The following is a 20,849-nucleotide window of genomic DNA, read 5'->3' as shown; positions in this document are numbered from 1 at the left end:
CAAATAATTTTTTAGGAATTAGACTTAGTTTGACATCTCATGTTTTCCACTGCCTCAACAATTGCATCATTGTCAGCAACTTTCGTATCCCACTCCATCCAAAAATTTCTAGTTGCGCTACGAGGAGTCAAACTTGGTTTATTTAGAAGAATACGACTAGGTAGTAAAATCGCATCTCCTACAGCGATAGCTTCGCCAACATCTAATAGAGGAAGTTGATCTATTATTCCTTTCAAGGCATCTGGCAACAGGTTCCTAATTACAGATTTATCTCGATCATTTGATAATCTCAACACTAAAAAATTATTGCATTGGCTTAAAATTGTTTTGCTTACATCAGAAGGTCTTTGGCTTATTGCTACTAATGATATTCCATATTTTCGCCCTTCCTTTGCTATTCTTTCAAAGTTCCCCAACGCTTGCTTTTGAACTGTATCCGCTTCATCCTGAACAGGGAGATACAAGTGAGCTTCATCACACATTAAAGCAAAAGGTATTCTTTTATCTTCTTCCATCCATAATTGAACGTCGAACAACATCCTTGCAATAATCCCTGTTACAATAGGCAATACATCTGATGGAACTTCCGAAAAATCAATTATTTTTATGCCTCTATTATTTTTACTATCTCCAATAAGTCTGCACAAGAGATCCGAAAGCCAATTATATTCAATTGTTTTCTTATTCGGCTGAAATAAAAATCCATATCTCTTATCTAGAATTTTAGTCTCTAGTCTAGAAATAAAACGAGTTAGTTTTCCTTCCCATTCACCTTTTACAGGTCCATTTTTCCCTTGTCCTTTTCTGGTATCATCTTCATTTAATTCCTTTACCAAAGAATCAATATCAAACGGAATAGGAGAATCAACAGTGAATGTTCTTAAAACATTTTCTTTATTCAACTCTCGCAACTTTGCTTCTTTCAAATTTCTAATATGTAATGTAAAACGTGAAGCTTGATTAGGAGCATTACTATCTGATCTATCAAGAATCATTGATAGCATCTCATCTCTATTCAATAACCAATATGGTAGAAATATTAAATTTTCAGACTCATCTTCTAAGTCACCTGGTCCTGCAATCTTATAAGATTGTCCATAACCATTTTCTTGCTCACATAAAGGCGTATACTCTCCGTGAATGTCAAAAACAATTATATTAGGGTTATTCAATCGGCTTGCTTGTTCTAATAAATTAGCAACACACCAACTTTTTCCAGAGCCAGTACTTCCTAATATTGCAGCATGCCTTTGAAAAAATTTATCTCCATCTAAAATTGCTGTTGCACCTTTATCCATCGTGAAATTACCTATTGATAATTGTTTATCCACATTGATTTCATTACTTATGATATTCATAAACAATTTTAAGTTTTCCCCATTAATCATGTGGCAAGCATGTGTAATTTGAGGAAAGGTATCGATTCCTCTCTTAAATCGATTTTTGACATCACCATCTACAGTTAGATATGTACCAATCAAAGAAACTTGCACCAAATCTGAAGATAGTTTAATTTCATTTTCATCTTCAGTAAGAAGTTCATTAACTTTACGCTTAACTTTATCAATTAAACCAATAGTAAATTCATACGTTCTAGTTGTTTGTATTGATACAATGCTCCCAACATTTAGTAAGTTAATTGATTCATCATTTTCAACTTCCACTAGAACTTGGTTAGTATCAACATATACAACTTGTCCTATTAAATCTTCTTTAGTAAATTGCATTTTATTCATTAAACACCTCTTTCACCAATTCTCTCAAATCCCACATATTTAATCCTTTAAAAAATTCGACTTCATTTTCCCAATGGATTTTTGTACCCGATTGACCGTCTTCTAAAGAATACTCTAATGCAATTATCTCTTTATTACCATTTACAAACATCTTAGCCTTATCTGAAAGTGTCCTTGTTATTATTAGCATTGGTTTATTTCGATTCTTCAAGCTAGAAAAGTGAGTTTGTAGATGCTCATCATTAAATCCGTAACCTATAAATACTATCTTCTTTGCTTTATCAAATTCAGCACCAATCGCACCTATATGATAGTCATACGGTTCATCGTATCCTTTCAAATATTTGTTTGTTCCTGGCGTGATTATACAAGGGGAACCACAATCAAAATGATTGACTTTAATTAATCTATTATCAATTATTTTCCAGTTAATCGAGCCATGAGGCTTATATAATCGCAATCCATTTTTATTATTTACTAATTTACTTCCTACTTTAGTTGCTTTTGATATTTCTTGAGTAGCAAGTTCAGGGTTGAAATCAGCAATAATCTTCCCAACATATGAATCATTATATGCAACCCTTAAATTTTCACATGCATACTCAATTAACAAGTCATAATTTGTTGTAATAACTGTTAGCGGATATAATTCAGTATGGAACATAGAAAGATAGTTCGAAAAACGCAAAACCTTTTGTTTTTGTAATATTTCATAAAAAACATCTCTATCTTTTTCAGATATAAAATTATAAGTAACCTTTACTATTTGTTCCTCAACCTCTTTATTGGGAGGATTGTTCTGCATCGCAGTCTCTAAATCTGTTCCTTGTTTTAAATCTTCAGAAATCAAATGCCAATTAGATATATCGAAATCAGATAGTCCTTTTGGTACTTGCTCAACCAGTAATTCAGCAAGTTCTTTCATTCCTGGTATACCCTCGGATACTGATAAACCAGATCCGACAACCGTTAATGTTTCCACATCAAAAAATGATTGTATTATTCGTTTTACGTCATCTAGTATCAAAAAACCTCCCTCCTTCCCAAAAATCTAAATAATTATCAATCTGCTAAGAATTTAGATACTTCCTCAAATATATGCCAAGCTAACACTGGTGGAATGGCATTTCCAATTTGGCGATAAGCATCACCTTCACTACCTACAAACTTAAAACTGTTTGGAAATGATTGGATTGTAGCGGCTTCTCTTGGTGTAAATCTTCTGTAAAGCTCTGAGTCAGGATCTACCAGTAGAACAGGATCCCTTGAATTAAGGCTTACTTTCGCTAGGTGACTAGTTATTGTTAAACATGGTTCAGATAAATCTTGCCACAATCCTCGTTTCATGTTCTTCTTCGCATTTTTCATCCCTTCAACTGCTCGTTTAGAAAAATAATATTTCTCATCCTCAATTCGAAGTTTTGGAACCGCTATGCTTAAAGGAACATCTCTATTAGGAGTTGTTGGCTTTGGGAATTCCCATTCTTTTTCAATAGATTCATGTACGCAAATCATGATAACTCTCTCTCGTTTTTGAGGTATCCCATAGTCCGCAGAATTTAGCAAGGAGCTATACACCGAATAACCCAAATTTTCAATTTCTTCTTTTACTCGTTTGAAAATTGACCCTTTGTTTAAAGTCATAAATCCTTTAACATTCTCAGCAACAATTAGTTTAGGCTTGTGTAATTCCGCAACTCTAACCATTTCTTTATATAAGTTAGCTCGATCATCATACGGATCTTTGGTCGGATTGACCGTACTAAACGACTGGCAGGGAAACCCTCCAACTAAAATATCGTGTTCTGGAATATCTTGAGCTTCAATATCGCAAATATCTCTACAAAAAACATTTTTGCTTCCAAAATTTTCCTTATACGTCTCTATTGCCTTTTCATCAATATCATTAGCATAAACTATCTCAAAAGGTAACTTTTTATATAATTTTTTGTTGTATCTAAAACCGCCAATCATTCCGCGATCATTGCCACCACAGCCACAAAATAGCGATACCACTTTATGCATTTGATTTTTCCCCCAAGACTCTATCGATTGCTTCAGAACCGTAGTCAACTCTATACATCATAGGAGTTACTGATATTTTTCCGTCCGAATATTTTTGGTTGACATCTTCAATCACATGGATAAGAACATTATCTCTAACAAAATAGACCCTATAAATTGAATAAAACTCTTTATGTTGTTGGGCTGCAACCCATTCATTTCTTGTTATATTTATAGATTCACACCACTCGGTATCTTGTAAATTTGGAGCTGTAACCCTCCTAGTGGATTTCACTTCAATATATTTCACAAATTCTAAGCGATCTCCTGGTTCAGCTATAACAGATTGAATATCATATCCAATTCCTTTTGTTTTCCCTAATGCAATTACTTTATTAGCTAAGCGTTTGTTAACTTTGGAAACTCGATCTTTCTCATAGTTGAATACATATATTTCTCCCTCGTCACCCAGTTCTATCGTAGATTCACCTTTTTTTACTTTTTGTTCAAGGGTAGGCTCAGTCAATATACCTAGTGATTCAAGAGATGTAGAAAACTCATTTGAAGCATCAGACAATTTAGAATAATAAAAATCCCAATCGGTATGCATTGCCGAAACACTTTGCTTGTTGCTAATATCGTAATTCGAAAACGAAAAAAACAAAGGTAAATTAAGGCTTTCGATAAAAACATCAATAGTTTTCTGCTCCAAAATATTCAAGGAAATTGTTCCATCACTATCAGTTCTAATAAGATTAGCAAGCTCTAAATAATTTAACTGTTCATTTATGTGTTGATAATCATATGAACTAGCCTTACCCTCGGTTTTAATCAACCTTGAAATACCATTTTTCTTATCTTCTAAAATACATTCGATAACTTCTAATGGGCTGGCTTTGCCGCTTAATACATCTAATGAATTAAGAACATAATAGCCAATATCTTTTTTCGATAGCCTAATCCCTGCATTTTTAGCATAGTCTAATACTTTTAAAACAAAAGCATTTGGACGAAGAGATAGATTATCCTTAATTCTTGTAAGAACCGTCGCTGTTTTCTGCATTCCATTAGGAACTTGAAATTTGTAACATACATCTTTGAAGAAGGCAGGTTGATCCGTGTCCTCGATGAATTTCAATGTTCTTTCCGATATATAAACATATTCATCCTGAACATAGTACATACCAAAGAGTTTCCCTGCTATCTCAGTTCTATGATTATCTAAAGTCTTCTTTTTCCTCTTATTTTCAGATAAGTAAATAGCAAGACGTTCATTAAACAAAGAAGGAAATTCTTGGATTGAACATGGACAAATGCTATCTAAAACTGATGCATATGCAGGAAGCATATCATCAATTTCCGACTGAGATTTACCACGAATTATTGTGCATCTGTATTGTTTTGAATGATCATACATCCTGTTCTTTCCTTTCTATAAACTTTTTTATCTCTAGGGCAATTTGTTCAGCTAACATAGGTGGTACTGCATTTCCTACTTGCTTAAGTTGACTCGTCTTTCCACCCTTAAAATGAAATGTATCTGGAAATGATTGAATCCTAGCAGACTCTCTAACTGTTGGAACTCGATTTTCAGAATAGTGAAAATGATGATTATGACCTGTATCTATGGTGAATGAAGGTAAGTTACTATTCATTCGAGTCCATGCTATGTTAACTTTCCTTGTATTCCGCAATTCCTCTGGTAGGTTTTTATAATTTCCCCCATCTGGGACTAATGATATGATGCCTTTTGTTTTTTCAGTATGCAAAGTAATTACATGGTTAAACAACTTGTCACTATTTTTTCTCATTTTTCTTTGAAATGCTGTTTCTGCAGGCTTTCTATATAAAATACAATTATCCCCAATAACATCATCTGGCAGAAAGTCAAGATCACTTATAGCATCCTTGGTTGTTACAACATCCTTTTTCTCACCATGTTCTCCTTTAGGAAATTCAAAAAAATTATCATTTCCAAAAAAATCCCGATTAACACCTACGATAAACACTCTTTTTCTAGTTTGAGGGACACCAAATTGTTCTGCCGATAAAATTCTCCATGAAATATTATAACCAAGTTCTTCAAACTCTTTGATTATCCTCTCCCAAACAACACCTTTAAATAATTTTACTAATCCAGGAACATTTTCCATCACAAAAACTTTTGGCTTAATTTGAAAAACAGCATTAACAAAAGATTTATACAATTTATTCCGTGGGTCATCAATATCTCTTTTCCCCGATAGTGAAAATCCTTGACATGGCGGTCCACCAATGACAACGTCAATAGTATCTTTATTTAAATTAAAATTTTTCATTTCTTTTTCAATATCTAATTCAGATAAATCTGCAATTATTGTTTTATGATTTGGAAAATTATCTCTATATGTTTCAACGGCATCTTCCCAACAATCGATTGCTAGTTCTCCCTTAAATCCTGCATCAGAAAAGCCTTTTGAAAATCCCCCACAACCACAAAACAAATCAATATATCTAAAGGTTCTCATTAGCACCTATTCAGCCTCCACACATTCTACAATTTCCGAAATATCACATTCCAATACGCTACAAATTCTCAGTAATATTTCGGTTGTTACATTCTCATTATTTTTAAGCTTATAAAAAGTGCTCTTACTTATATTTGCCTTTTCCATAAGTTCGAAATTTTTCATTTCAACATCGATTAACTTCTTAAAGAGTTTTTTATAACTAAGTTCTTTCATTTCCCCCTCCATCCACAGATGTAGTTATCCTACATATTATATCATCACTTTACTGTTTTTGCACTATTTATTTCTGTTTTCTCGTACTTTTTTCAGCAATAAAAAACCGGTGTAGTCCGAAGACCACACCGACCAATTCATTATCTTTCTTGTCCTTTATTTTCTTTCTTTGCTAAGTCGTTACTCTTATCATTCTTCTGATAATCTTTGATTGCTCCTAGGATTGAAGTTTTCTTTTCTTGCTTCTCAGCCTTCTCATTCATCTGTTCACGACTCTTTAGCAGCTTCGATGATAAGATACGAACATTGGAATGTTCCTTGCCATTCTCATCAAATGAGGTTCTCATCTGACCAAACAGCTTTACAAAGTCTCCACGTTTGAAATCTTTTGGTATTTCACCTTTTTCTCCGTATGCAGAGCAGTTTGTATAAGTTTTATTACCATCGTCATCTTTTGAAACGACAGAGAAGTTGACAACCTTAAAGGCTGTACCATCCTTATTTTCCCGATCTACAATCTCAACTTCACCAACGACATTCCCAACAATATTCACTAAATCATCTTGATCCACTTCAATGGCATCTGGCTGTTTGAGTTGTCCTTGTTCTCTTAGGTTTTCAATCGAATAATCAAAGTCCTCATGAAGTAAGCTTGCATTATCACTTGCCATGAAGTCCTCGTACACAACATCCAAGGCTTGCTTATCGTTAATTCCTTTTTCTATACTAACCAAGGCTGTTATAAAGTCCTTATAATTCTCATCCATCATCTGATTAATCATTTGTTTAGTTTCGTCAAAATTCATTTTCTATTCCTCCTGTGTGTTAAATGATTAAGAGGTAGCACATTGGCTACCTCTCTTTTTCTTGATTCTTCTTTTCTGATTGCTCATCGTTTTTCTCGCTAGATTGATAGCTTCTAATTTGACTTAAGATTGATGTTTTTTCTTGTGAGTTTTCTAGGTCTCCAATATCTCCAACCTTGCTATCTCTAAAATCGGCATCATAACGATCAATAACCCCATCATCGTCCATATCTTTATCTAGTGGATCATACCAAGTGCCACTCTCATCGATTCTAAGCCTCATTTTAGCTTCTAGGTCTTTCTCATTGACAAATACCATATCAGAGAAAGTCATGCTCTCTACATGGCGTTTTAGGTCTAGTAAGGCAACTTCTTCATTTCCTTGTTCCATAAAGCTACCTGAACTTATAACCTCACCATCTACTAGCTGAGACCAAGAATAACTTTCTAAATCGAGCTCATACTGGATTTCATGCCTTCCATCTTCTGATTCCGTGTAAGCAATACCCACATGCCTTAAATCAGGGTATAAGGCATCAAATTCCTCATACTTATTTTCCTCGTCATATTCCTCATTACAGAAGTCGACGATGACACGTTTTATATCTTCTATCAGTGGATTCTTGTTTTCCTTTTCTTCTACTTCGCCCATATCTAAGATACGATTCAGTTCTGCAAGTCGCAGGACTTTTTCTTTTAATTCAGTTGCTTTTTCAAAAGGTTTCTCTGCCTCCACTTTAGCTGTGATTAACTGATCTTTCGTTGCTTCTAACTTATCTTGCAAAGTCTGAAGTCTTTCGCCCATCTTATCTAGGACATTATCAAGCCTTTGGATATTACCATCTGCACTTACACCAAATTCTCCTTTATGTTTGGCTTTGCCTTGCAAGGTAAACTTGTATAGGTTATGGAAGCTATCATAAGACGCTTCTAAATCAAAATTACGATACTTTCCGATGACTTTACTATCTCTGATACCAACAGACTTTACAGACTCTAATAAGGCTTCTCCAGCGTCTTTTTTATCTGTATATCGATGATTATCTAGTGTCAACGATGTGAACTTATCTCCACCCAACGCCCTTGGTTCTACTACCACTAAGTCTTGTTTAATGTTTTCAATCAAGTTCTCAAGCCTTGCAATCTCATTTGGATAGGACTTTAGTATTTTATCCTCCAGTCGATATTGATTCGATTTGTAGTTTGCTTCAAGCATTTTCAGTTTCGTCACTTCATTGTCCAGGTCCATTTTTTCTTTAATAAGTGGGTTCCCTGTTGCTAGAGCCTTAATTTCTGCATAGCTTAGGCTTGATTCATCAACGTCCTCTGCTACACGAACTGGAGTCTTAGATGTCATAATCTGCGAAATAAACTTTTGTTTGTTCTCAATTGTCTGCCATAAATAACTATCAAAGGTATTTTCAGTAACATACCTAAAAATATTGACTTCCTTGTTTTCATTCCCTTGACGTACAATTCTTCCTGCCCTTTGTTCTAGGTCAGAGGGTCTCCAAGGAACGTCCAAATCATGAAGTGCAATCAGCTTATTTTGAACATTTGTGCCGGCACCCATCTTTTGCGTAGAACCCATTAATATACGAACTTCGCCACTTCTAACTTTGGCAAAGAGTTCATCCTTTTGTTTGTCGCTATTGGCTTCATGAATAAAGGCTATTTCACCTTTAGGAATCCCCAGTGCAACCAATTTCTCTCGAACATCATCATAAATATTAAACTCTCCATCTCCTTTAGGAGTGGACATATCCGAGAACAGGAGCTGTGTTGAACGTTCCTCAGAAGTTTTATCCCAAATGGCAAAGACATTCTTTACACATACATTTACCTTGCTATCAGGATTATCTGGTAACAGAGGGTTAATTAGTCGTTGGTCTAAAGCGAGTTTTTTTCCATCACTGGTGATTTTGAGCATATTATCTTCTTCAGGCTCAACGCTTCGATTTCTCACCTTGTCTGCACGTTCAGATAGACTTGCAAGGATTTCTTTCTGTTCTTCTGATGGCATAGTTTTAAGAACTTCAAACCTTGCTTCTGGTATTGGCAAATTTAGCATATCTGCTGTTTTAATATCTGCCACTTCTTTGAACATACTCATAAGTTCTGGAAGATTGAAGAACTTAGAAAATCTTGTCTTCACCCTGTATCCTGTACCTTCTGGTGAAAGCTCAAAAGCAGAGACTGTTTCACCAAAGTTCGCCGCCCATGAATCAAAGTGTTCTAAGCCATTCTTTTTTAAATCATCAAATTGAAGGTATCTCTGCATGGTATAAAGTTCTGTCATAGAATTTGAAACTGGTGTACCAGTGGCAAAGACGATTCCTTTTCCACCAGTCATCTCATCCATGTATCTACACTTCATATACATATCAGAAGACTTAAAAGCTTCCGATTGACCAATACCTGCCACATTTCTCATCTTAGTATGGAGAAATAGGTTCTTATAGTTATGAGCCTCATCAATAAAGAGCTTATCAACTCCTAGTTCTTCAAAAGTAATTACATCATCTTTCTTAAAATCATCTGTCAATTTTTCAAGCCTTGTTTGAAGTTTCTTCTTTGTCTTTTCTAATTGCTTGACGGTAAAATTTTGATTCCTATCGTACTTGTAATCATTGATATAATTGATGATTACATCGATCTGGTCATTGATATGCTTCTCCTGATATTCCTTACTCATGGGAATCTTTTCGAATTGTGAATGACCGATAATAACTGCATCATACTCACCTGTTGCAATGCGGCCGATCAGTCTTTTTCTTTTCTTTGGTTCAAAGTCCTTTTTGTCGGCCACCATGATATTTGCTCCAGGATAGAGCTGCATAAACTCACGCCCAATTTGCGAAGTTAGATGATTTGGCACTACAAATAAAGACTTGCTACACATCCCAAGTCGTTTGCTTTCCATCGCACTAGCCACCATCTCATATGTCTTACCAGCACCCACCACATGGGCAAGCAAGGTGTTCCCACCATAAAGACTTCTTGCAATAGCATTACGTTGATGTTCTCTTAGATCAATCTTTGAATTCATTCCTTCAAAGGTTAGGTTACTTCCGTCATACTCCCGATTACGAATTGAGTTAAATCGCTCGTTATACATATTCTCTAACCGATTTCGCCTATCTGGTTCTTGAAATATCCAATTCTTAAATTCCTCTTTTAGAAGTTCTTGCTTCTGCCCAGCCAGTAATGTTTCTTTTTTATTGAGTACGGAACTTTTTGAACCATCAGGGTTGACAACTTGGTCAAAGACTTTTGTTTCCTTTAGATTCAGTGCATCTTCAATGAGCTTGTAGGCATTCACTCGGCTTGTACCAAAGGTTAATTCGGCAAGGTCATTGCCTCGATCAACACTTTTACCCTCAACATTCCACTCGCTAGTCATTGGTGAAAACTTCACTTTGATATCCCAGCGATTATATCCAGGTGTTTTTAATGTCTCGAACATGAAATGCTCTACATCTTTTGTTGGAATCCATGTTGCTCCTAAACGCACATTGATATCTGAAGCAGTGAGCCTCTCAGGCATCACTTCTTCAAGTTTTTGATGTTGATGTTGAAGTGCCATATATTCTTTTTCCAGTACTTGTGCTTCTTTTTCATCAATCTCAAATCGTTCTCCCCCTTGGAAGTAGGAACGCTTGGATAAAAGCTTTGAAACATGGGATTCGTACTCTTTGATGACACCGAGTTTTTCTCTGATATTTCCACTCAGATACTCATCTGCTGTCACATAGTTAAAGTGGTACTCAGAATCATCAAGCACGTTCTGGAAAGGTTTACTATTACCAAACTGATCGAACTCCTGAATATCCAGATAGATCTCACCATACAGTTCTTGAATGAGTATTTCTCTGTCCTTGCCAGTTAATTCAGTCATATAGTCAAAATCAACTCGTCCTCTTTGGGAGATAGACAAAACCAGGGCTTCCAATGATGTATCAACATGGTCAATACTCTGTGCTTTGACAATCGTTCTCTTGCTAAAGATATCGCCTTTTGCTTTGAAATTTTCCTCATCATCAAGTACCTCGATTGAGGATACTAATGGGAAGTTGCTATCTTCTTTTAGGGCTCTGGTATTAGACAAAGAGTTCAGATAGCCATGTTTTTTAGAAAAGGCATCATAGATTTCATTTAGAACAACTTGCTTGCCTTCAACAACTTCATCACTTGAACCTTGCGTCTGTGCCTCGATTACATCTTTTAGAGCTTCTGTGACTTTTAGATAATCTCCAATTTTTTCTTTATTCTTCTCTGTCACTTCTTTTTGAATGAGAATAGAGTTTTCCCTAAAGTAAACCTTGTCATCAATGATGGTATAGGAGAAGTTTTTAATATCATCCGTTGCCGGTAGCGTTACTTCTTCATCAACATCAAGTTCAATTTCTTCATAGTGGTTTTCTCTTGCAATTTTCTCTACTGCAGTCTGTAACTGACGTTTCAGATCCACTTCATTTGGGATACAAACGACCCTGTTACCAAAGGGCCCACTTTCCTCAGTCATTTCACCTAGAATCATCTCAGGATTATCCACAAAATACTGATTGTAGTTTAGCCCTTTCTCATCGCTTCCTAGGTGAATCCAAGGCTCATCCCGATCCCGAATGCTATCTCTTTTCTTTAGGAAGATAATATCGCTGGTTACTTCTGTACCTGCTTGCCCTTTAAAAGTGGTATTAGGAAGTCTTATTGCTCCTAGAAATTCTGCACGTGCGGCAAGATACCTTCGAACACTCTCATCTTTTTTATCAAGTGTTCCACTAGAAGTAATGAAGGCAATCACACCACCATTTCGAACCTTGTCTAAGGTCTTAGCAAAGAAGTAGTCATGAATTAGAAAATTATTTTTGTCGTACTCTCTGTCATTTACTTTGAAGTCTCCAAAGGGAACATTACCGATGGCAATATCAAAGAAATTGTTTGAGAAATTTGTCTCTTCAAAACCTTTTATTTGAATATCACTTTCTGGATAAAGCTTTCTAGCAATACGGCCACTAATACTATCTAACTCAACACCATATACTTTTGAATCCTTCATCGAATCAGGAATACAGCCTACAAAAGCACCAACACCCATACTAGGCTCTAAGACATTCCCTGTTTTAAATCCCATTTGTGATAGAGCTGAATAAACCCCTTCAATTACTTGTGGGGGAGTGTAGAAGCTTGTAAGAGTACTTTCTTTGGCACTATCGTATTCTTTGGAAGTCAGGTTTTCTTTTAAGAACTCTCGCACGGCTTGCCATTGACCAGTTTTGTTTTCATCAAAGGTATCTGCCAGTCCACCCCAGCCAACATAGCGACTTAGAACCTCTTGCTCTTTAAGTGTCGCATTACGATTTTCTTTTTCAAGTGCGAACAAGGTCTCTAGGGCTTTTTTATTGTTCTCAAGCCTTTCGGATGGTGTCAGATTTTCTTGGAAAACATCAGTAGACATGTGATAGTTGCTTGTAACTAGTTTTGGAGTAATGATATCTGCTTCATCATCAGCCACAAGTTCATCTTCATGAATTGGTTTTAGAATTGAATCAAGGTCTGATTCTTTACGATAAATAACAACTTCTGAACCAGTAATAAATCCGCCTAGAAATCCTTCATGGTCTTTTATTGTCACCGTTTTAATATCGCCCATTGAATCAAATCCAGTGATTGTCCAAGCTTTTTCTTTATAGAGAACTTCATCTCCAATCAAGAAAGTTGGCCTTTCGAGTTGAATCTTCTCGAAAAGTTCTGTTTCATTTTCAAAGCTTACGATGGGAACTGTTAGGTTCTTCTCATCGACTGGTGAAATCCACAAATCATACTTCTTTGTAATTGGGTTAAGAGCAGCTTCTCGCCTTACTGTATACGCTTCATGGTCATAATAAACGAGTTGTCCAACCTTTAAATCTGGTGTCAACACCTCGTTCTCTAAATCAAGGGCGATTTGCTCATTCGTTTTATCTGGCTCAACAATAACTTCTTTATTTGTTTTATTAAGCTCAAGCATTTCATTGCCTTTGGCTATGAGTTCAAGCGTAGTCAGAAAGCCTTGGTTTAGCTCATTAATTTGTTCAATGAAAATGCCCGCTTCTACATAAGAGCGAAGGATATTAAAGTCACCAACATCTAGCTTTGAACCCGCTAAAGCATTTGATTGCTCAATAGATATTCCTTTTTCAAGCGACCAACGAGTTTGCTCCATCTGCCAGGAAGGAATCCCACTTTTGCTATAACTTAAAACTTGATCTAAGGATAAAGTTTCTAATCCCTTTTTGATTTGTTCTTTTTGCTCATCATTTAAATTGCTAATATCAATCGGAGCACGAGTTATAAAAATATTGGAATCACTCTGTGTCTCAGATCTTCTATCATTGTCTGTATAAGCTACAAATTTAATCTCACCAACAATTTCATCAGGCAGATTTTCTTCATAGAAGATAATATTTCTGTTCGCTTCAATTAAGGCAAGCTTTTTATAGTCTCCAGTCCCTCGATCTTCTTCAAGTTTATTGCCTACCACATAGCCATTGCCCATCGAGTAAAATCCCAGGTCATACTCAGCAAGTTTCTCATCCTGTTTTTGCCAGAATTTCGGCCGAAAATTATTCCACCACTCTTTTGAAACCTCTTGATAAATGTCTTTTCTAGCAAAGGACTCATCTATCCAGTTATATGAGCTACTTTCACCATCAATTTGAGCGATTAGCTTTTCATCTTCTGTATTTCCAGATGAGTAAAAGACATCTAAGCCCTTATCGGTTTCTTCATAGGATAGTTTTGGCAACTGGGTTTCTTCAATATTTTCTGCTTCTAAATTATTGGATAACACCTCCGAACCAAATACGCTTACTAGCTCATCACTCGTTAGTTGTTTATAGAGTTCTGTATCTAAAAGCTCTCTATAACTTTTTGGAAAGTCTTCCAAAATCAATCTTTGTGCACCAAGGCTCTTTAGTTCATTCAAATTGAAATACCCAAGTTCAGGCTCAATGCAAGCAACCAAACCAAAGGCATCACCAGACGCTTCATCATATTCAGTCAAATACCATGTCCAATTACTTCTTAGTGGAATAACATAGGCTGCATGAACTACTTGATCTAAAAGTGGAGTAGACTCTTGTCCGTAAAGTTTTGGAACATTATCTAGAATCTCATTTGGCATCAGTTCATCGGAATTATCTTTTGAATAAAAAGAAAAAGAAGCCGATTGTTTGACTTCCTCACCTTCGTTTCCTTCTTGATTTTCTAAGCTTCGACTACTTCCTTGATGATGATCTCTTTCAAGCTCGAAATCAGATTGTTCATTTGCCCCTCGTATTCCTGTGGCTTTTCGGTCTTCATCTCCTCCGTCAATTCCCAAGCTTCCATCATTCTCGGTTTCTCGACCCTCATCATTTGAATGGCTCTTTCCTGTGTTTCCATGAGATGTGGTACTAATTTCTTCTCGTAATATAGGTCTGTCAGAAGTTCCCACTGTTCCTGATTCTCGCTCTCTGCTAGAAACTCTAGCCTCATCGCTGCGTATATCGGATTGGGATATCTCTCTATGAAGTCCTTGTTCTCTTCTAGCTGATTCAGTGTTTTCTCCTTGATTCTCTCGGCTATCTCCTGCGTTGTTGCCAGATCTGAGAACTCGTCCGTCCTCGTTAAGTCTATCATTGGTATCTCTTCGAAATACATTATCTAATCCTCCTTCTTTATCGTTACTTTTATTATATTCGGCAGCCCTTACATTTGTCAGCAGCCTATTTTTCATTTTCTCATTACTTTTTGTAATGAGTTCTTCCAAAATTTCTTTATTAAGTCTTGTAAGTTCGTCGCCCACTTGCATAAGCGAGATTCCATCTAGTCTTTCTAATCCCTTTTGAAAGGCTATAGAATCAACCTCAACTGATATACCTAACCTTGTCGAAAAACTTACAAGTGCTGATTGTTCTAGAAACTCTCTAAATGCACCTTGGTCTTCTTCCTGAATTCTAAGGTCATTCATCAAAGAGCTAAATATATTTTCACTTTTTAACCTGATGAGCGTATTGAAGTCTCCTCGTAAATCTCCCGTCACTTCTTGACCTTCCATTAAAATCATATTAGAAATGATCTCTTGATCTTCTTCTTTAAATTTCCATATACGGACTTCGTTGACCTCTTTATTCTTCGATATGGTTTGTTCTACATCAAAAATATGGTCTACCTTCTGGTAGTACCCATAATCTTCAATGATTGGAATCCCTTTTTGCCCCATCATTACCGTTCGGTTCAAATTCTGTCTCCAGAAATCAAACTTGGCACAAGCTGTTGCTCCTGGATTTTTGTCGTATATGCTTAACTGGTTGATAAAGTCATATCGCCAGTTATTACCCATCGTTTGCAAAAGCTGAACATAATTCCTATCATCGTTCAATACCTCTTGCTTGATGAGTTCTATCTGATGCTGAAAATCATTAATCCTCACGTTTTCCTCCTTCTGTTGTTTTATAGATTTGGTTCATTTCTATCCTTTTTCTTGTCTTGAAAGAAACTTCCCAAGTCAACTTCATAACCATAGTTGTCAAAAGCTTGTACTGTTACTTTCGTCTCAACTAAATGATATTCTCCAAGTCTTGTGTAGCCTTGACCATGAACTAGAAACACCAAACTTTTTTCATTAACATATACATCCATACCATTTTTGAAGTCTGTGCTTTCAAGAATATCGTTTAGGCTTTGCAAATCATCATTCGTAATATATTTCTCTCGATGATCCCTGTGATACTCATCTACATATTCAACGGTATATAGACAGTCATAGTTCTTGATGGAATAGATTTTTTTAAATATCTTTTCTATTTCCTTCATATGATTTTCTTGTTGTGCTTCATCACAATCTAAAATGCTAATCTTGTTTAATGCTTTCATTTTCTTCTCCTTTTACGATTTCTTTTAAGATGCTTTCAAGAACAGGAACAACGATACTGTTACCTGCTTGTTTGTATAAAATGCTTGAAGTTGTTTTTTCTTTTTCTGGATAGATATCTCTTAATCTTTTAAAATCCTCATCACTAAAGCCCATAAGCAAAAAGCACTCTTTCTCGGTCAAATAGCGATACTTGCCATTTCCTAAATCAACTAGACCAGCATTTGGAATTCTCATTTGCTTAGTGCTAATCGTGTAAGCAAAGTCATCAATAATTTGAACTCGTGCCTTGAAGTCTCTTCGGTAGTCATTATTTGTATCCATGAGTTTTAGCATGGAAGGCTGATGCACGAGGTACTTCTCTGAAACATCCGTTTCTAGTATTTCCTTGATACTGGGAGCTTGCCGTTTCTCAAGATTCTCAAATTGGAATGTATTATCCTTTAAACCACTCACGACAAAGATTCGTTCTCGTTTTTGAGCCACTCCAAAGTCCATCGCATTTAAAATCTCAAATTTATTTTGATAACCAAGATCTTCAAGCTCTTTCAGGTAATAAAAAAAGGAATCCCGCATATTTCTGTCTAGGACTCCCTTTACATTTTCCCATATGACCCATGTGGGTTTTTCTTTCATTTCTTTGAGGATTCGTATTGTTTCAAAGAGAAGACTGCTCCGTGTACCACTACCAACCTCTCCGCCTTGCTTCATGCCTATTCGACTAAAATCTTGACACGGACTACCATGCATAAGAATATTTATCTTCTCATCTGGCGGATGATAATCCGTTACTGACTGGGGTTTATAATCTTCTCCATAGAGCTGGTTATAGCTTTTCACACAATTTTTATCGTTCTCGATATAGTCAATGACCTTATATGGTATTTCCTGATTGATGAGTGCTTTTCTAATTGCTCCAATCCCTCCAAAGAGTTCTAATACTGTTATTTGTTCGATTGCTTTCACCTCCTTCAAATAAAAAAAGAGGGACAAGTTTTTTCTACTCATCCCTCCAAAATCTCTTTTGTTCAGTTATTTCTGGTAGTGATTTACCAGGTTTGAAATATCTCTTTCAATATCCTTTAGAAAATCTTTTGAACTCTCTTTCCCATCTGCAATCTTTGAGAGCTTCATCTCCCATTCAGCTGTTTTTTTCGGAGAACGAAATTCTTCAGATACAATCGTAATTAAGCTCATTCCCTTATGTGTTGCAAGAAGATTTTTCTTATCCCTTTCGATGAAGCCTTTATAAATTAAATTCTCAATAACACCTGCTCTTGTTGCCGGTGTTCCAAGACCTTTACGTTCAACTTCAATTCCTTTTTCGATATCCTCTGCCCCTGCAAGCTCCATTGCCTTTAGAAGTGTTTCTTCTGTGAAATGCTTTGGTGGTTGCGTGAATTTTTGCCTAACAATGCTTCCTTTGATGGAAAGAACATCTCCTTCACTTAGTTTAGGCAAAATTGTTTCATTCTTTTTGTTATTCAAAAAAGGTTTCACGAACCCAAAAAAGCCTTCTTCAAGAACAGTTTTTCCGCTTGCTGAGAATGTAACTCCATCAAACTCCACTATCACTTTTGTCGTGCTTTCAATCAAATTTGAACTCGTACACATCAAGAGTTTGGCTTGTATTAGGTCATAGATTTTCTGCTCCGAAGATGGAAGAGTACCAGGACCGTTCTTCATTGCTGCAAGTGTTGGCAAAATAGCGTGATGGTCACTTACTTTTTCATTTTTGAAGATAGAATCTATATTTTTAGCATCCCTTTCAAAGCCTCCCCCCATTGTGTTTAACATTTCAGAGACTGTATCTTTCATATCATCAGTTAAATAGCGACTATCTGTTCTCGGATAAGTCACAAGCTTCTTTTCATAAAGACTTTGAAGGTAATCAAGAGTTTGTTTTGCACTAAACCCAAAATATCTGTTCGCTGCTCTTTGTAAAGCAGTTAAATCAAATAACGGTTCAGGTTTTGTTATCTTCTCTTTATTGATGACTTCGGTAACGATAAGTTCTTCTGGAACTAGATTTGAGAGTTGCTCAGCAATCTCTTTTGAATCAATACGATCTGTCGATAGCGAAAACTCATCGGTCACAATTTCAACCACATAATATGGTTCTTTGATAAAGCTTGAAATCTCACTATCTCTTTCAGCAATCATTGAAAGCGTTGGTGTTTGTACTCTTCCTACCGAGTAGTTTTGATTATAAAGACAGGAGTAAAGCCTACTCAGGTTCATTCCTACCAGCCAATCGGCGATGGCTCTAGACTTTGCACTTTCAAATAGATTCTCAAAGTCTTTGCCACTGGCAAGACTCTCAATCCCTTTTCTGATTGCTTCATCTTCCATGGATGAAATCCAAAGCCTTTTGATAGGTTTCTTACATTTGGCTTCTTCATAAACTAAGCGAAATATGAGTTCACCTTCACGCCCTGCATCACAAGCATTTATAACTGTATCGACCTCTTTTAAATGAAGTAGTTTCTTAAGCACTCCATATTGCTTTTTCGTATTCTTAGAAACCTCGTACTTGAAATCTTTCGGTAAGATTGGCAGATCATCTAAATTCCATTTAGCATACTTCTCATCATATTTATCTGGACTTGCCATTTGAATCAGATGACCGACACACCAGCTCACCATGTAGCCATTTCCTTGGATATAGCCATCTTTTCTACTACTCGCTCCAACAACTTTTGCAATAGATAAAGCTACGCTTGGTTTTTCTGCAATTATTAATTTCATTGTTCCTCCTTGTAAAATACAAAGAGCAGCCATTTCCGACTGCCCCTTGTGTCCTCATAATTTTTCTCTGTTAGAGAATGATGTCCTCATCATCTTCGTCATTTGTTTCTTCTACTTCCTCTGACTCATATTCTTCATCTGTGTCATCATCGCTTGCTTCAGATACATAATCATCAGGTTCTTCAAGTTTTTTCAGTTCCTCCTTTTCTTTGCCTTTTACAACTTTCAGGTAGTATCCACCTGCTATGACACCACCGATAACCAAAATCAAAATTAAGTAAGTTCCAAAGTTGCTCTTTTCTTCCACTTCTTGAACTGGCTCTTCTTCGATCTCAACTTGCTCTGGTTCTTCTTTAACAACTTCTTTTACAGGTTCTTGAACCTCTTCTTCCACCATGTGCATTAAATCGGCTTCAGAAACCTCGGTAAGAAGTAAGACATTCTCCGATTCCTCATCATGGTTGATGATGAGATAAAAATTCTTTCCCGATTTGGTTTGGAAGGTTACAAATTGTCTTGCATCCGCACTATAAAGCTCACTAGATTCATCTCCGTGATGAACTGGATATTCGCCATTCGCATTATCGACATTCTCAGTCACACTGGCATTTGCACCACCTGTACCAGACTTTTCGGTCTTCACTGCCACTTGGCTATTTTGATTTGAAGCACCGTAATAACTATCTGCTGTTTGTGATGTTGCGGCTCCTGTAGTTGAAGTTTGTCCTGTTTCTTTTGGTGTTAGCTTGTTTGGATACCTGATTTGAACTTCTGTTTCAGCTGTATTATCACTTGTTGTTGTAGCCGATGATTCTCTAATTGGTGTGCTAGAAACTACTGTATTTCCCGATGTTGTTCCAGTTGTCCCACTTGAATCTTTAACTGGAGAGGTCGTAGTAGACTTAGTTTCCTCTTTTTTTACCGTTTCAGAAGTAGAAGTAGCCGTATTTTTTTGGCTATCCTTTTCTTCCATCAGTTTTTTTAATCCCTCCAGCTGCTTGCTCATTTCATCATATTTCTTCTGAATGGATTCAAGCTCCTTAGAAGTTTCTTTATTTTCAGCTGTTTTCTTTAGTTCATCTATCTGCTTTTGAAGATCCGCCTTTTCAGCCTGTAATTTTTCAATCTCTTTCCTTTGTTCCTCATTGATAGAATTTTGAGACTCGGCTGCCTTGTTGCTTTCAGCTATTTTCTTTGAAATCTCATCTAGTTTCTTTGTAAGTTCCTCGATTTTTTTCAAGCTCTCATTTTCACTATTGATTGTGATTTCAATTTTGCAGCACGTTTCAGTTTCTTTCTCCAGAGCTTCCACACGCTCTTCAAGGTCTTTTAATTGTTCTTGAAGTTTGGCTGTTGCTTCTTCGGCTACTTTCAGTTCCTCTTGAACCTTCTTGTTTTCTTCAGCCAGTTCTTCCATTTGTTTTTTCAGCTCTTCAATTTGCTGATTTTGTTCTTGGTTCGTTTCCTGTTCTGAAGTAAGCACTTCTTCAATTTTTTTGAGACGTTCATCAATTTCATTAGATTCATCTTCAAGAACTTTAATACCCTCCACTGATAAATCCGTTTGTTCTTCTTTATGCTGAAGTTCCTCTTCAGATGTGACTTCATTGGCTGCCGCTACCACGATTGGATATCCAACAATACCTCCTACAATTCCTGTCATAATGAGTGCTGCACCCAGTATTGCTGCTGCTTTAGACTTCCATGTTTTTTTCATAAACTGTTTTCTCCTTCTTTTCTTGTTTTAATTGTTTAAACTGTTCCATCAGTTCCTCTAAGGTGATATTTGCTTCACGGAAAACGATAACGACTTCTTCATTTTCCAATTCTTCTTCTCTCAAAGATAAAAGCTCCAATTGTTCATCAATCAGAGCTCTCTTTTCCATTAATTTTTTCTTTTTTTGTCTTGTTTGTGTTAATTCTTTTCGCATAATTC

At 36.2% G+C, this 20,849-nt stretch carries 13 protein-coding genes; all 13 read right to left on the bottom strand.

What is annotated here, in order from left to right:
* Positions 1-11 precede the first annotated feature (11 nt).
* Positions 12-1,736: an ATP-binding protein gene (locus EAL2_RS02425; protein ID WP_025434832.1), complete on the bottom strand. Its 1,725-nt coding sequence runs from the start codon at positions 1,734-1,736 to the stop codon at positions 12-14.
* Positions 1,729-2,763 (bottom strand): SIR2 family protein, encoded by a 1,035-nt coding sequence (locus tag EAL2_RS02420; RefSeq protein WP_025434831.1) that lies wholly within the window; start codon positions 2,761-2,763, stop codon positions 1,729-1,731. The genes EAL2_RS02425 and EAL2_RS02420 overlap by 8 nt, the downstream gene beginning before the upstream one ends.
* Before the next feature lie 35 nt (positions 2,764-2,798).
* The gene (locus EAL2_RS02415; RefSeq protein WP_025434830.1) at positions 2,799-3,761 is read right to left on the bottom strand and encodes a DNA cytosine methyltransferase; all 963 of its coding nucleotides are present in this window, start codon (positions 3,759-3,761) and stop codon (positions 2,799-2,801) included.
* A complete protein-coding gene (locus EAL2_RS02410) occupies positions 3,754-5,157 on the bottom strand; it encodes a protein NO VEIN domain-containing protein (RefSeq protein ID WP_025434829.1) in 1,404 nt (467 codons plus the stop codon). Before EAL2_RS02410 ends, EAL2_RS02415 begins: the two co-directional genes overlap by 8 nt.
* A complete protein-coding gene (locus EAL2_RS02405) occupies positions 5,150-6,247 on the bottom strand; it encodes a DNA cytosine methyltransferase (RefSeq protein ID WP_025434828.1) in 1,098 nt (365 codons plus the stop codon). The genes EAL2_RS02410 and EAL2_RS02405 overlap by 8 nt, the downstream gene beginning before the upstream one ends.
* 6 nt (positions 6,248-6,253) lie before the next feature.
* Positions 6,254-6,463: a helix-turn-helix domain-containing protein gene (locus EAL2_RS02400; RefSeq protein WP_025434827.1), complete on the bottom strand. Its 210-nt coding sequence runs from the start codon at positions 6,461-6,463 to the stop codon at positions 6,254-6,256.
* 140 nt (positions 6,464-6,603) lie between these two features.
* Entirely contained in the window at positions 6,604-7,269 is a 666-nt protein-coding gene (locus tag EAL2_RS02395; protein ID WP_025434826.1) for a DNA-binding protein, read from the bottom strand.
* 46 nt (positions 7,270-7,315) lie between these two features.
* Complete coding sequence (locus EAL2_RS02390) at positions 7,316-15,724, bottom strand: helicase-related protein (protein WP_025434825.1); 8,409 nt, start codon at positions 15,722-15,724, stop codon at positions 7,316-7,318.
* Positions 15,725-15,744: 20 nt separating this feature from the next.
* Positions 15,745-16,167, bottom strand: a complete 423-nt coding sequence (locus EAL2_RS02385; RefSeq protein ID WP_025434824.1) for a hypothetical protein — start codon at positions 16,165-16,167, stop codon at positions 15,745-15,747.
* Positions 16,145-17,173, bottom strand: coding sequence for a DNA cytosine methyltransferase (locus EAL2_RS02380; RefSeq protein ID WP_201770172.1), 1,029 nt, complete (start codon positions 17,171-17,173; stop codon positions 16,145-16,147). Before EAL2_RS02380 ends, EAL2_RS02385 begins: the two co-directional genes overlap by 23 nt.
* 24 nt (positions 17,174-17,197) lie before the next feature.
* Positions 17,198-18,913 carry a DNA topoisomerase 3 gene (locus EAL2_RS02375; protein WP_025434822.1) on the bottom strand — a complete coding sequence of 572 codons (1,716 nt, stop codon included), beginning with the start codon at positions 18,911-18,913 and terminating at the stop codon, positions 17,198-17,200.
* Positions 18,914-18,983: 70 nt separating this feature from the next.
* Positions 18,984-20,630, bottom strand: a complete 1,647-nt coding sequence (locus EAL2_RS02370) for a CD1107 family mobile element protein (RefSeq protein WP_025434821.1) — start codon at positions 20,628-20,630, stop codon at positions 18,984-18,986.
* Positions 20,608-20,844 (bottom strand): hypothetical protein, encoded by a 237-nt coding sequence (locus tag EAL2_RS02365; protein ID WP_025434820.1) that lies wholly within the window; start codon positions 20,842-20,844, stop codon positions 20,608-20,610. The genes EAL2_RS02370 and EAL2_RS02365 overlap by 23 nt, the downstream gene beginning before the upstream one ends.
* Positions 20,845-20,849: the final 5 nt, after the last annotated feature.

The sequence above is a fragment of the Peptoclostridium acidaminophilum DSM 3953 genome, assembly GCF_000597865.1.
Classification (GTDB): Bacteria; Bacillota; Clostridia; order Peptostreptococcales; family Peptostreptococcaceae; genus Peptoclostridium_A; species Peptoclostridium_A acidaminophilum.
The sequence above is the reverse complement of the archived record's forward strand: the minus strand, read 5'-3'. Positions and strand labels throughout refer to the sequence as shown.

Coding starts and splice junctions, on each gene's coding strand:
- EAL2_RS02425 (WP_025434832.1), bottom strand. CDS start 1,736: ATGAATAAAATGCAATTTACTAAAGAAGATTTAATAGGACAAGTTGTA.
- EAL2_RS02415 (WP_025434830.1), bottom strand. CDS start 3,761: ATGCATAAAGTGGTATCGCTATTTTGTGGCTGTGGTGGCAATGATCGC.
- EAL2_RS02410 (WP_025434829.1), bottom strand. CDS start 5,157: ATGTATGATCATTCAAAACAATACAGATGCACAATAATTCGTGGTAAA.
- EAL2_RS02405 (WP_025434828.1), bottom strand. CDS start 6,247: ATGAGAACCTTTAGATATATTGATTTGTTTTGTGGTTGTGGGGGATTT.
- EAL2_RS02400 (WP_025434827.1), bottom strand. CDS start 6,463: ATGAAAGAACTTAGTTATAAAAAACTCTTTAAGAAGTTAATCGATGTT.
- EAL2_RS02395 (WP_025434826.1), bottom strand. CDS start 7,269: ATGAATTTTGACGAAACTAAACAAATGATTAATCAGATGATGGATGAG.
- EAL2_RS02385 (WP_025434824.1), bottom strand. CDS start 16,167: ATGAAAGCATTAAACAAGATTAGCATTTTAGATTGTGATGAAGCACAA.
- EAL2_RS02380 (WP_201770172.1), bottom strand. CDS start 17,173: ATGAGTAGAAAAAACTTGTCCCTCTTTTTTTATTTGAAGGAGGTGAAA.
- EAL2_RS02375 (WP_025434822.1), bottom strand. CDS start 18,913: ATGAAATTAATAATTGCAGAAAAACCAAGCGTAGCTTTATCTATTGCA.
- EAL2_RS02370 (WP_025434821.1), bottom strand. CDS start 20,630: ATGAAAAAAACATGGAAGTCTAAAGCAGCAGCAATACTGGGTGCAGCA.
- EAL2_RS02365 (WP_025434820.1), bottom strand. CDS start 20,844: ATGCGAAAAGAATTAACACAAACAAGACAAAAAAAGAAAAAATTAATG.